This is a genomic window from Faecalibacterium sp. Marseille-Q4137 (assembly GCF_017377535.1).
GTDB classification, from domain to species: Bacteria; Bacillota; Clostridia; order Oscillospirales; family Ruminococcaceae; genus Faecalibacterium; species Faecalibacterium duncaniae.
Genome location: NZ_JAFREK010000055.1, coordinates 1 through 13,533, shown reverse-complemented (window position 1 = coordinate 13,533; position 13,533 = coordinate 1). Strand labels below are relative to the sequence as shown.

Sequence of the window (13,533 nt, the reverse complement as noted above, 5' to 3'; positions counted from 1 at the left end):
AGCAGGTTGCAGAAAGCGAAAGCCGCATTGCCGCGCTGAAAGTCCAAAAACGGGAGCTGCTGGAAGCCATCAACGCCGGAAAGACCGCCCTGCATACGGTCAATGAAGTTCTGGAAACCCTCGACAATGCCGAGGGCTGGAGTACATGGGACGTAATGGGCGGCGGTTTGATGGCCGATCTTGCCAAGTATGAGGAACTGGACGATGCACAGGAACAAATCGAACAGCTTCAAGTGGAACTGCGGCGGTTCAAAACTGAACTTTCCGATGTTGAAATCACCGCAGACCTTCAGGTTACGGTGGACAGCTTTTTGAAATTTGCGGATTTCTTCTTTGACGGCCTCTTTGCAGACTGGGCAGTTCTGGATCACATCAATCAGGCACAGAGCAGGGTGGAAAACACCAAGGGTCAAATCAAGCGAGTCCTCGCACTTCTGAAAAAGATGCGCGAAGATATTGACGTCCAAATCGCTGACGAAAAAGAAAAGCAGGAGCAGCTTGCGGTGGAAACCGAGCTGTAAGGTTAGAGCGTTCGCTTATGTAATATGCTCAATTCGACAACTCGGAATTTGACAAAGGAACGTGACCATATGAAAAACAACAGCCCGCAAAAGCACGCTTTCATTTCTTGTCTCATCTTGGTAACAGGAATATTGCTCGTGGTAATAGGCGCAATGACAACAAAGGAGTACAAAATCAACCTGTGCCTGTTAATCGGTGCAATAGTTGTTATTGGCGGCATTGTATATCATCTCATTATGATGAAATGTCCTTATTGTGGCTGCTCGCTTGTTGGTTATAGACCAATCCCTAAAGAGTGCCCAAAGTGTCATAAAAAGTTTGAATAATAATCGATCTTTATTACACCCTTTGCGGGCAACCCCAAAACGGTTGCCCGCTATTTTTATACCCTAAAATCTGAAGAAGGAGGCCAAAATGCCAAGCAAAACCGAAGAATACCTCGCCCTTGCCCAGCGCACGGCGAACGGCTTGACCCGGTATTGGGAAAGCTGGACGGACTACCTGACCACCGCATCCCGACTGTACAAGTATCCCTTTGCGGACCAGTTGATGATCTACGCCCAGCGCCCGGATGCCACCGCCTGCGCCGACTTTGACATCTGGAACAACCGGATGAACCGTTATGTGCGCCGGGGTGCCAAGGGCATCGCCCTGCTGGACGAATCCAGCGGATTCCCCCGGCTGCACTACGTCTTTGACGTAAGCGACACCGGGGTGCGCCGCAATTCCCGTGACCCGGAGGTGTGGCAGTACAACAATGACCTGAAACAACCGGTTTCAGAAATGCTCGCCGCCACCTACGGCGTCAGCGGAGAGCGTGTCAGCCAGCAGCTTGCCGATGTTGCCGGGAAACTGGTGGCAGATTACTGGGACAACAACGGCGGGGATATCCGCGCCATCGTTGACGGCTCGCTGTTGATGGATTATGATGAAGCCGGGGTGGAGATGCAGTTCAAGTCCGCCGCCGCCATCAGCGTCACCTACACGCTGCTGGAACGCTGTGGATTCGAGCCTGCCGGGTGGTTCGACAAGGACGATTTTCAGGCGATCTACAATTTTTCCACCCCGGATAGTGTCTATGCCCTCGGCGCAGCCGTCAGCGACATGAGCCGGGAGGTGCTGCGGAACATCGAGCGCACCGTCAAAACAACCATTCGCCGCCGCAATGCAGAAAGGAGCCAATATGAATACGAACAGCAGGAACGTGACCTACTCGACCGTCGGGGACTACCAGCTCCCGAACCTGATTCTGAACCAGCCCCGGAAGCCGCTGGGCAAGTACGGCAGGCTGCGCCGGACGTACCTGAAGGAGCATCGCCCGGTGCTGTACCACACGATGCTCCTGAATGGGAGCCTGTACCCGCACCTGATGGAGGTGGAGCAGACGGCAGAAAGCCGGATGCAGCAGACCATGGCGCAGCTTCTGAAACAGAACCCGGCCCCGGACAAGGAGCAGAATCAGATGGCTTGGGTGCAGCACATGAACAGCCTGAAAGTACAGGCAGAGGAACTGGTGCTGACGGAGCTGATCTACAGCTAAGTTTTCTGGATGCTGTCCTCCCCACCGAAGCCCAGCAAATCGAAAAAATCGACCGAGCGGAGAGCGAAAAAACGCCCTCCGCTTTTGTTTTGTCGCAGGCTGAAATTGAAAACGAACTGCGTAAGCACGGTTCGGGATTTACGGGCGGCAAGCAGCGCATTATGGCGCTGTACCAGATCCAGCCTGACCGCAAACTCCGTGCCAAAGCACTGGCAAAGGAGTACGGCATTGGTGGGCACTCCCACGATTTTCTGGACGGAAGCCGGGGCTTTGTGAATCACGACTGGAAGGGTCTGGAATTTGACCATTACCCCGACCACCAGAAAATCACCCTGAAATGGGCGCAGGTGGAAAAGTATATCGACCTGATGATCCAGTCCGACCGCTACCTGACGGATGAAGAAAAGGAGCAGCGTACCACTGTACCGGAAGAAAACGGCTACAAAGTCGGTGACGATGTAATGGTTGATTTGCCCACTGGAACCATCGAGGGCACCATTGGCTATATCGGCGAAACGGATGTTCGCATCGACACCAGTGCACACGGACAGTCGTGGGATAACGAAGTTATCAACAAACGACAATTCGAGGACGGTCTGCGGCAGAATGAACCTAGCCAGCGTGTGGATGAAATGCTGGCGCAGGCAGAAACCATCTACAAGGAATCCGAGGTGCCGGAATATGAGCGTTTTTCTGTCCGCGAAGTGGTCGGAGGTGCGTCCCCGCTTTTTGCTATCTGGGATGATCTCAATGAGGGCTACTATGCAAATGACAACGGAATGGCGCAATTTCCAGACAAGGAGCAGGCCGAATCCTATTGCACCGCTTTGAAAAAAGAGACGGATGAACGAACCGCCGCCGATTGGCTTGCAGTGGAAAAGGCAAAGTTTTTGGCGGAAAATGAACCTGTTCTCGCTCTCCCAAAAGAGCGTGATTACCGTGTGGGCGATACAATCCGTCTGGACGGTAAGGATTTTACGGTCGAAACTGTCGGAACTCTGAACATCCAGCTTCGTGACCCGGATGAGGTCTATCCGGTTGCCCGCTCGGAAAGCAATGAAAATCTGGAACGGCTGCTGCGCCAGCCGGGCAACATCCATCTGCACAACCTGACTGTCAATCTCACTCCTGCGCATGAGCCGGACGAGGACAAACCGCCGCTTACGGACGAAGAACTGGACGAACTCCCCATCTCTACTGTGATGGACGGAAAAGTGCAGACCTTCCCGGATGCCGCTGCCTTGGATGAAGCTCTGAATGCTGAACCTGCGCCGGAGCCTGCTGGGAACTTCCGCATCACGGACGACCATCTGGGCGAGGGCGGCGCAAAGCTGAAATATGCGAGAAATATCGAAGCCATCCGCACCCTGTTCAAGCTGGAACAGGAACACCGGGGTGCCACCGCCGAGGAACAGCAGGTGCTTTCCCAGTATGTGGGCTGGGGCGGTCTGGCAGATGCCTTTGACTCCGGCAAAGACAGTTGGGCAAAAGAGTACGTCGAACTGAAAGGACTGCTCTCCGAGGACGAATACGCCGCCGCTCGTTCCAGTACCCTGAACGCCCACTACACCAGCCCCACCGTTATCCGTGGTATCTACGATGCGGTGGAACGCATGGGTTTCCGCAGCGGTAACATTCTGGAGCCTAGTCTGAGTGTAGGCAACTTCTTTGGAATGCTGCCGGACAGCATGGCAGACAGCCGGCTGTACGGCGTGGAACTGGACAGCATCACCGGGCGCATTGCCAAGATGCTGTATCCGCAGGCTGACATTACTGTTGCCGGTTTTGAGACCACAGACCGGCGTGACTTCTACGATCTGGCGGTGGGCAACGTACCCTTCGGCAACTACAAGATCAACGACAAGGCGTACAACAAGTTGGGATTCTCCATCCACAACTACTTTTTCGCCAAGGCTATCGACCAAGTGCGTCCGGGCGGCATCGTGGCGTTTGTCACCAGCCGCTACACCATGGACAGCAAGGACAGCACCGCCCGCAAGCACATGGCAGAGCGTGCTGACCTGTTGGGTGCTATCCGTCTGCCGAATAATGCGTTTCGCGCCAATGCTGGCACGGATGTTGTCAGCGACATTATCTTTTTGCAAAAACGTGACCGCCCCATTGACCATGAGCCGGACTGGGTGCAGTTGGGCAAAACAGAAGATGGCTTTGCCATCAACCAGTATTTCGTAGACCACTCGGAGATGATTCTGGGCGTACTCTCCACCGAAAGCACCCAGTATGGACGAGAGGAATTGACCGTTGCTCCCATCGAGGGTGCAAACCTTGCAGACCAGCTTGCAGAAGCGGTACAGCATATTGATGGGCAATACACCGCCGCCGAGGTGGACACCCCTGACATTGCCGAGGAAGAAACCACCCGGCGCACCCTGCCTGCCGACCCGGAGGTGAAGAATTTCTCCTACACGGTGGTGGACGGCGAGGTGTTCTACCGGGAAAATTCCGTGATGACGCAGGTGGAGCTGTCCGACACCGCCAAGGGCCGTGTCACCGGCATGGTGGAACTGCGGCAAATCGTCAACGAGCTGATTCAGCAACAGTTGAATGACTTCCCGGACGAGGACATCAAGGCAACGCAGGAGCGTTTGAATGCCGCTTATGATGCCTTTACCGCCCAATATGGCTTGCTGAATGACCGTAAAAACGGCAGATTATTTGAGCAGGATTCCTCCTACTATCTGCTGTGTTCGCTGGAAAATCTGGACGAGCAAGGGCAGCTTAAATCCAGGGCAGCGATGTTCACCAAGCGCACCATTCGCCCGGAGCGCACCGTCACCAGTGTGGATACCCCCAGCGAAGCGTTGGCGGTATCTATTGGTGAGCATGGCAAAGTGGACTTGCCCTATATGGCAGAACTGCTGGGCACACCCGGCGAGTATGGGCGCATTACCACCGAACTCTCCGGCGTGATCTTCAAAGACCCTGCCGCCGACCCCACCGACCCGGAAGCGGGCTGGCAGATGGCAGACGAATACCTGTCCGGCGATGTTCGGGCAAAGCTGCGGATGGCGCAGTTTGCGGCAGAGACCAACCCGGAGTTTTCCGTCAATGTGGAGGCACTGACCAAGGCGCAGCCCAGAGAACTGGAAGCCTCTGAAATTGATGTGCGCTTGGGTGCCACATGGCTGGACCCGGACATTATCCAGAAGTTTATGACCGAAACCTTCCAGATTCCCTACTATCTGCGCCATGCAGTCAAAGTGAGATATTCTCCGTATACCGCCGAGTGGCGTGTGGAGGGCAAGACCGCCACCGGGCGGAGTGACATTATTTCGTCCGAGACCTACGGCACATCCCGTGCCAATGCCTATAAGATTCTGGAGGAGACCCTGAACCTGAAAGATGTCCGCATCTACGACACCATCGAGGATGCCGAGGGCAAACCGAAGCGTGTGCTGAACAAGCGGGAAACCATGCTGGCACAGCAGAAACAGCAGGTCATCAAGGACGCTTTTGCAAACTGGGTCTGGCAGGACCCCCAGCGGCGCATAGCGCTGGTGAAACAGTACAATGAGTTGTTCAACAGCACCAGACCCCGTGAATACGATGGCTCCCACATCCATTTTGTCGGTATGAACCCGGAGATCACCCTCCGAGAGCACCAGCGCAACGCCATTGCTCATGTGCTTTATGGCGGCAATACGCTGCTTGCACACGAAGTTGGTGCGGGCAAGACCTACGAAATGGCGGCATCCGCTATGGAAGCAAAACGGCTGGGACTGTGCCAGAAAAGTCTTTTTGTCGTACCCAACCATTTGACGGAGCAGTGGGCATCGGAGTTTCTGAACCTCTACCCGAATGCCAAGCTGTTGGTGGCACGGCGCAAGGACTTTGAGACCGCCAACCGCAAAAAATTCTGCGCCCGTATCGCCACCGGCGATTACGATGCCGTCATCATCGGACACAGTCAGTTTGAACGAATCCCGCTGTCCTTTGAGCGGCAGGAGCGCATTATTCAGGAGCAAATTTATGAAACGCTTGCCGCCATCAACGAGCTGAAAGTCCACGCAGGCGAAAATTTCTCCATCAAGCAGATGGAAAAGACCCGGAAAACGCTGGAAACCAAGCTGGAAAAACTGCGCTCCGATGAGCGTAAGGACGATGTAATTACCTTTGAGCAACTGGGCGTTGACCGCCTGTTTGTGGACGAGTCACACGCGTTCAAAAATTTGTTCCTCACAACAAAAATGCGTAATGTCGCAGGATTATCCACCAGTGAAGCCCAGAAATCTTCCGATATGTTTGGCAAGTGCAGATACTTGGACGAGATCACCGGCGGGCGGGGCGTGGTGTTTGCCACGGGCACGCCCGTGAGCAATTCCATGACCGAGTTGTACACGGTCATGCGCTACCTCCAGTACAGCACCTTGCAGCAGAAAAAGCTGACCCACTTCGACTGCTGGGCATCTACCTTTGGAGAGACCACCACCGCCATCGAACTGGCCCCGGAGGGCACCGGCTATCGGGCAAGAACGAGATTTGCAAAGTTCTTCAATTTGCCGGAACTGATGTCCATGTTCAAGGAGGTTGCGGACATTAAAACATCTGACCAGCTTCATCTGCCTGTGCCCGAAGCAAAGTTTGAAACCGTGGTGGCAAAGCCGTCAGAAATTCAAAAAGAGATGGTGCAGGAACTGAGCAAACGTGCCGCAGATATTCACTCCGGCATCGTGGATGCGTCCGTGGACAATATGCTCTGCGTCACCAACGATGGGCGTAAGATCGGCTTGGATGTTCGCCTGATGAACCCCATGCTGCCGGACGACCCCAACAGCAAGCTGAACGTCTGTGTGCAGAACGTGCTGAAAATCTGGGAAGATGGCAAAGACCAGAAGCTGACACAGCTTTTGTTCTGCGACCTCTCCACTCCGAAAAACGACGGCAACTTTAATGTGTACGATGATATTCGCAAAAAGCTGATCGCCGCCGGCGTGCCGGAAAACGAGATCGAGTTTATCCACAACGCCGATACCGAAGCGAAAAAGGCAGCTTTGTTCTCCAAAGTGCGCTCCGGCGATGTGCGAGTTTTGCTCGGAAGTACAGCGAAAATGGGAGCAGGCACCAACGTGCAGTCCCGGCTTGTGGCGGTGCATCACTTGGACGTTGGCTGGAAGCCCAGCGACATGACCCAGCGCAATGGTCGCATCATCCGGCAGGGCAACATGAACAAGGAAGTCAAGGTGTTCAACTACGTCACCGAAGGCACATTTGATTCGTACCTTTTTCAGACCCTTGAGAATAAACAGCGTTTCATCTCGCAAATTATGACTTCTAAATCCCCGGTTCGCTCCTGCGATGATGTAGATGAACAGGCATTGTCTTATGCAGAAATCAAGGCTCTGTGTGCCGGCAATCTTCTCATCAAAGAGAAGATGGATTTGGATGTGCAGGTCGCAAAGCTGAAGGTGCTGAAAGCCGACCATCAGAGCCAGAAGTTCCGTTTGGAAGATAAGCTGTTGACGAAGTTCCCGGCTGACATTCAGGAAACGAACGCCCACATTGCCGGGTTGAAAGCGGACGCACAGCTTGCCGCCGCCCACCCGCAGGGCAAGGAGGAGTTTTGCGGCATGGTCATTAAGGGTGTTGCCTACGACGAGAAAAAGACCGCCGGCGAGCGTCTGGTTCTTGCCTGTTCCGAGCTGCCCAACGCCGAGGAAAAAGTCATCGGCAACTACCGGGGCTTTGAGCTTTCTCTGCGGTTCGATGCTTTCCGCACGGAGTATCAGGCACTTTTGAAAGGGCAGCGAAAGTACACGGTGCCTTTGGGCAACGACCCGCTGGGCAACATCATCCGTCTGGATAATTCCCTGAACAGCTTCCCGGAGCGCATCACCGCCGCCGAGAATGAGCTGACCACCCTGCATCAGCAGCAGGCGGCGGCGCAGGTCGAGGTGGAAAAGCCGTTCCCGCAGGAAGAGGAACTGGCGCAGAAATCTGCACGGCTGGCCGAGCTGAATGCACAGCTGGATGTGGACGAAAAACAGCATGATGAGCCGGAACAGGAAGAACCGAAAAAGGAGGATGCCCCGCGCCCCTCTGTGCTGGCTGCGCTGGAAGATAAGGCTGATAAGGTAGAACCCGTCAAACCGTTCAAATCTTATTTCGACAAGGAGGAACGATAACGTGCGGAATCGGGAGTACCGATTGTTTATTCGTGTCACCGCAGAAGAACGGCATCGCATCTGTGAAAAAATGTATGGCATGGGGATTCACAGCCTGAGTGCCTATATCCGCAAAATGGCGCTGGATGGGTATTGTCTGAACCTTGATCTGCCACAGCTGCGGAAGATGTCCTACCTTCTTCAGAATTGCAGCAATAATCTGAATCAGATGGCGAAGCGTGTCAATGAAAGCAATCAGCTGTATGCCGCAGACCTTGAGGACTTGCGCACCCGGCTGGATGAGCTGATTGAGATTGGTCGGCAGATCCTTTCCCGGCTGGCAGAGCTCTAAAATTTTCCCCGCAGTTGGAGGACTGTGGGGGTACATAAGGGTTGACATCCTTGCAAGGCAGATGTCGATACCTTTATAATAGGGGCGAAAAAGAAAGGTTGGTGTCTGATATGAGGTTTTTGTTCAAGATGATGCTTGCTCCGATCTCTCTGTTCGTGGCTTTTCTGGCTTTGATGGCAAAGTGGCTTCTTACTCTGTCCAGCTATGTTGTCGCGCCGTTGATGCTGTATATTTTCGGCTGCGGCATCTACACCGTCTACCGCCAGACTTGGGATCAGTTCCTGATTCTGCTGGTTGCTGAATTTCTCTGCTTTGTCCTTTTTGTCGGCGCAACTGCGATGGTGGAGGGCGTTGAACGATTCAGCGGCTGGCTCCGGGACGTTATTTGATTTTGAATCTTCTGCCGCCTTCGGGCGGCTTTTTCGTTGAAGGGGGGGATCTGCTCTGGCCGCTACTCGTCTGATTGCACTGCATCAGCACAAAGGAAAATCTATTGCCGCCTGCCTGAAAGACCGCACCGGCTATGCGCAGAATCCCGACAAGACTGAAAGGGGCGAACTTGTCAGCAGCTATCAATGCAGCCCGCTTACCGTGGATGAGGAGTTTATGCTCACAAAGAAGCTGTACGAGCAGGCCACCGGGCGCAGCCAGAAAAGCAATGTGATTGCCTATCAGATACGGCAATCCTTCCGGTCCGGTGAAATCACAGCAGCGGAAGCAAATCAAGTTGGCTACGAATTGGCCTCCCGATTTCTGAAAGGCAAACACGCTTTTATCGTCGCCACCCATACCGACCGGGAGCATATCCACAATCATATTATCTATAACTCGACCGCTTTGGATGGCACCCGGAAATTTCGGGATTTTTTCTTCTCTGGGCTGGCAGTGCAGCGATTGAGCGACCTGATTTGTCTGGAGCATCAGCTCTCCGTAATTGAAAAGAAGCCTTACCGAGAACGGCAGAAGCGCATCACTTACCCGCCAAAGGAAAGCAACCGCGACCGGCTGTGCAGTGTCATCGACGAAATTTTGCAGCAGAAGCCCACCGACTACGAAGATTTTCTGCAAAAGCTGGAACAGCAGGGCTATGAAATCAAGCGCGGCAAATACACCTCGGTCAAAGGCGCACGGCAGAAACGCTTTATCCGGTTCAAGACACTGGGTGCCGGGTACAGCGAGGACGAAATCAAAGCTGTGCTGGCTGGCAAAGTGGAGCACCACCCCCGCCAGAAACAGCTACCCAAAGAGCAGCCGTTTCAGCTGCTGGTCGATATTCAGGCAAAACTTGCTGAAGGCAAAGGCGGCGGCTATGAACGTTGGGCGAAAAAGTATAATCTGAAAGAAATGTCCAAGACGCTGATTTTTCTGCAAGAGCAGAAAATCGGCAGTGCGGATGAGCTGAAAGAGCTTTCAGATGCTGCACTTTCACACTATCACGAACTGGGCGATTCTATCAAGGCCGCAGAGCAGCGCATGACCGAGATTGCCGTCCTCCGGGCGCACATCGTCAACTACGCCAAGACCCGGCCAGTGTATGATGCTTACCGCAAATCTGGGTATAGTCCCAAATTTCTGGAAGCACACCGGGAGGAAATAACGTTGCACCGAGCTGCCAAAGACGCTTTTGATGAAACAGGATTGAAAAAGCTGCCGAAGGTAAAGGAGCTGAACGCGGAGTATTCTGCTTTGCTCACCAAGAAAAAAGCACTCTATCCAGAGTACCGAAAGGCACGGGATGAGATGCAGGAGATCGTAAAAGCGCAGAAGAATGTAGAGCTGTTCTTTGCAGAGGAAAAGGACGGCAAGGAAAAAGAACAAACCCGATAAGCCAAGGCCGCCGAGAGTCTGACCTTTTATGGTCGGTTCCCGGCGGTCTTTTTTAGTTTATGTAGCAGCGATCTTGCGTCACGAGCCAATCCTCGCACAACCGCTGGGCTTCGTCCATGGTTTTGCAAGTGCAGTTGAACAGCCTGCCGTGCAGCGAACAGTAAGTGTACCGAACTTTCGGTACGCCGTTTTCGTCCTGAAACTTCGTGTAGCGTTCCTCACCGGGCATCAGATAAAGCTGTTCCATCTCTGCATCCGTCCTCTCTTTTTCGTGTGTCAGGCACACAACGTTTTTATTTTACCACGAATGCCGGGACTGTGCCATTGACGCTTGCACCAAAAAGCATTCGGGATTTTCGGAGAGAGTGTGCATTGACACGCAGCAGAAGCGTTCCGCAGGAATGCGCAGCCTGCATCCATTGGATGCAGAACGCATGGGGTTTGGGCACCGCCCAACAAGCATTTTGCAACGCAAAATAGCATTTGTGCGCACAAATGCACTGCTTGCCGCTTCAATGAACAGTACAGATGTATGTGCTCAAAGCATATAGCATATATGAGAGACAACCAATTCATACTTAAGCATAACATTTGAAATCGCAATCTTCTCAGCAGTTTACCTCCCATGCATGATCTGGATCATACATAGCAGTATTTCGCGTCCATTCCCCATTGTCCGGATTAATGCTACAGGAGGCTATGCATTTGTTACCAGTACAGACCAACACATAGATTTCCCAGCATTCTCCAGCCTCCCAGTAGCTTCTTTCACCTTGAATGTACCTCACATCAAGGTCTTCTGGTACTCCCAGACCTCTTGCCATATCCTTCAGCTGTTCTTCCGTCAGCATACTATTCAGGTATTCTTCCTTTGAAGCAAACCGATATTCGTAATCCTCTCCCGGCATTCTCATTGTCTCAGTAAAAATACCGTTTTCTTCTTTGTAGACAACCCGATAATCCAAATCCGAGGTCGCAATGTGGTTTTCATCGACCTTTTCCGGAAAATAGCCGTACACTGAAGTCGATGTATAATTTCCATCATTTACACCAAACAATACAGTCGTTGGTTCGCTCGCCGAATATCCGATTTCAAAGTCCAAAAAAGTTTTATTGCCCAGCGTAATAAAGCTCTCTGAAAAATCCATCTGTTCGGCCCCAGATACCTTTGCCGGTCCGCCCGTTACATCTCCATTCAGAGCAATTTCTTCGACCGAACCATCCGATTTCAGGTAGTAAAGCTTCACCGACTCCCATGTCTGGTATTCGTCATTCCGGATTCCCAAAAATCCAAAGGCTTCCTGTTTTCCATCCCCATCATAATCGTTCACGATGACATAACGCTCGTTTTCTGCATATTCAGCGTCCGCCGCCACCCCATCTATTGCATTCTGGAATATTGCAGTTGTGTCCAGCGGCTCATCATTTTCATTAAGGCCCAGCAAGGCTCTCAGTTCTTCGCAGGCTTTCTCTATTTTTTCTTGTAATGCCTTAAGCATCTGCTCTGTGATTTCTTTAAATTTACTCCAGTCAATAGAGTCCAAAATATTTTGAGCTGACTCATAATCTGACAATGCAGCTTCATTTGCGTTGGTCACCTCGTTGACTTCTGCACGACCCACATAGGCTTCTGCACGTGTGTAGGGCTGTTCCACTGCCTTTTCGATAGCTGTGGTATAGTCTGTCTTTGCATCATCATACTGTTTCAAAACCACATAAGCTTCTGCACGGCCCATATATGCTGAGATATTCTCCGGATCAAGACCAATAGCTTCTGTAAAGGATGCTACAGCTTCCGTATAGTTCAGCTCGGTCAAATACTTCTGACCAAGTTCTACCTTCTCCATTGCCTTTGCAGCTTTCGAGGTACAGGCCGTAAAAAAGACCATTGATAAGAGGAGTACACCAATCAATATCTCTTTACACTTTTTCATAACCGAAGTCCTTTCTTATTTATCCTCTCGATACTCAATTTTGAACGAACCAATCATATTGCTGCTCATGTCCCACTCATAAATTGGCTGAGACAAATTATTTTTTTTCCCTTCCATTACCATATCTGTCGCATCGATCGACTCTGACTTTCCACTATAAGATATAAAGTCCATTATGGCTTTTGTATATCTTGTTCCAGTTGGAACATAAATATAAAGCGTATCAGATGTTTTTTCAACACGACTAACGGGATTACTCAGAAAAACGGTTTCAATAATTTGGGGTCTCCAATCAACTCCCGCCCATTTCTGAATCTCGTTCTCATATATCTGAAAATAGCTACCGTATTTCGACTCGAGTGCTTCCCATTGTGCTGCCAATGCCTCTGCTTCTTGCATTTGTGCCTCTGTCACATGATTTACATCAATTCTCTCCGCCAATCTACTATTAGCCTCTGCTGCTTTCTGAAATTCCAAATACGCTTCTTCTATTTCTGGATACTCTTTTTTTAATGTATAGCCAGCAATTATGCCCGCTATAGCCTCCGCATCAAGATTAGAAGGATAGTTGACGATGGCGTTCATTTGACGGCTTCCAGCTTGCACAGTCAGTTGCATTTTTGTAACATCCCCGTTTTCATCAGCATAGTTCCATACATATGTTCCACCAACTGAACTTTCGTCCTGTGCAGAAGAGTCTTTCTGATTTTCCGCCGTCATATCCACACCAAGCTCTGCTAACATTGCGTAGTCATCCAGTGCTTTATCATACAATCCAAGTCTTATGCAAATTTCTGCGTGCAACTGCAGTACCTTGATTTTCAGCTCCCGAATAAAGGTATCCGCAATATTTTCCTTCATTCCAATATCATCTTCATCCAGCAGGTCGATTGCCACGCTGTAATCGCTCTCGGCAGAGGTCGTCTCATCAGTCAGTTCGTACACTTCTGCACGGCCCATATATGCCTGTGCCTGTGTATACGGCATTTCATCGGTTTTCCCTATGACTTCTGTATAGTCTGCCTTTGCATCATCGTACTGTTTCAAACCCTTATACGCTTCTGCACGACCCATGTAGGCTTCGATGTTAGATGGGTCAATCTTTATCACTTCGGTAAATGCGGCAATAGCTTCAGTATAGTTTGCCTCCGTCAGATATTTCTGGCCAAGCTCGATTTTTTCTGTTGCGTTCGCCGCTTTTGAAGCACAGGCAGTCAGTAATATTACTACTAACCC

General features: G+C 51.6%; 9 protein-coding genes and 1 pseudogene. 6 read left to right on the top strand and 4 right to left on the bottom strand.

The genetic code is table 11. The annotated features are described in order from the left end of the window. Window positions 1-521, top strand: a pseudogene (locus J3353_RS14575) (hypothetical protein); the annotation flags it as partial. A 778-nt stretch (window positions 522-1,299) separates the two neighbouring features. On the opposite strand, the gene J3353_RS14570 reads toward J3353_RS14575, so the two are convergent. Next, window positions 1,300-1,704, bottom strand: coding sequence for a hypothetical protein (locus tag J3353_RS14570; RefSeq protein ID WP_207685116.1), 405 nt, complete (start codon window positions 1,702-1,704; stop codon window positions 1,300-1,302). A 1-nt stretch (window position 1,705) separates the two neighbouring features. On the opposite strand from J3353_RS14570, the gene J3353_RS14565 reads away from it, so the two are divergent. The 5 genes from J3353_RS14565 to J3353_RS14545 all read left to right on the top strand — a co-directional run bounded on the left by J3353_RS14565 (window position 1,706) and on the right by J3353_RS14545 (window position 10,363). Then, the gene (locus J3353_RS14565) at window positions 1,706-2,062 is read left to right on the top strand and encodes a TnpV protein (RefSeq protein ID WP_207685115.1); all 357 of its coding nucleotides are present in this window, start codon (window positions 1,706-1,708) and stop codon (window positions 2,060-2,062) included. A 161-nt stretch (window positions 2,063-2,223) separates the two neighbouring features. Further along, on the top strand, window positions 2,224-8,205 hold the full coding sequence (locus J3353_RS14560) for an SNF2-related protein (protein WP_370569213.1): 5,982 nt from the start codon (window positions 2,224-2,226) through the stop codon (window positions 8,203-8,205). A 1-nt stretch (window position 8,206) separates the two neighbouring features. Beyond that, complete coding sequence (mobC, locus tag J3353_RS14555) at window positions 8,207-8,536, top strand: plasmid mobilization relaxosome protein MobC (RefSeq protein ID WP_243145081.1); 330 nt, start codon at window positions 8,207-8,209, stop codon at window positions 8,534-8,536. A gap of 110 nt (window positions 8,537-8,646) precedes the next feature. After that, window positions 8,647-8,925: a hypothetical protein gene (locus tag J3353_RS14550; protein ID WP_154260426.1), complete on the top strand. Its 279-nt coding sequence runs from the start codon at window positions 8,647-8,649 to the stop codon at window positions 8,923-8,925. A 55-nt stretch (window positions 8,926-8,980) separates the two neighbouring features. Continuing rightward, on the top strand, window positions 8,981-10,363 hold the full coding sequence (locus J3353_RS14545; RefSeq protein WP_207685117.1) for a relaxase/mobilization nuclease domain-containing protein: 1,383 nt from the start codon (window positions 8,981-8,983) through the stop codon (window positions 10,361-10,363). A 52-nt stretch (window positions 10,364-10,415) separates the two neighbouring features. Here J3353_RS14545 and J3353_RS14540 read toward each other — a convergent pair whose 3' ends face one another. The 3 genes from J3353_RS14540 to J3353_RS14530 form a co-directional block, all read right to left on the bottom strand. Beyond that, on the bottom strand, window positions 10,416-10,610 hold the full coding sequence (locus J3353_RS14540) for a DUF3873 family protein (RefSeq protein ID WP_117529620.1): 195 nt from the start codon (window positions 10,608-10,610) through the stop codon (window positions 10,416-10,418). Window positions 10,611-10,971: 361 nt separating this feature from the next. Next, complete coding sequence (locus J3353_RS14535; protein ID WP_154260422.1) at window positions 10,972-12,297, bottom strand: tetratricopeptide repeat protein; 1,326 nt, start codon at window positions 12,295-12,297, stop codon at window positions 10,972-10,974. Between the two features lie 15 nt (window positions 12,298-12,312). After that, a partial coding sequence (locus tag J3353_RS14530) for a tetratricopeptide repeat protein (protein ID WP_207685114.1) occupies window positions 12,313-13,533 on the bottom strand: 1,221 nt, incomplete at its 5' end.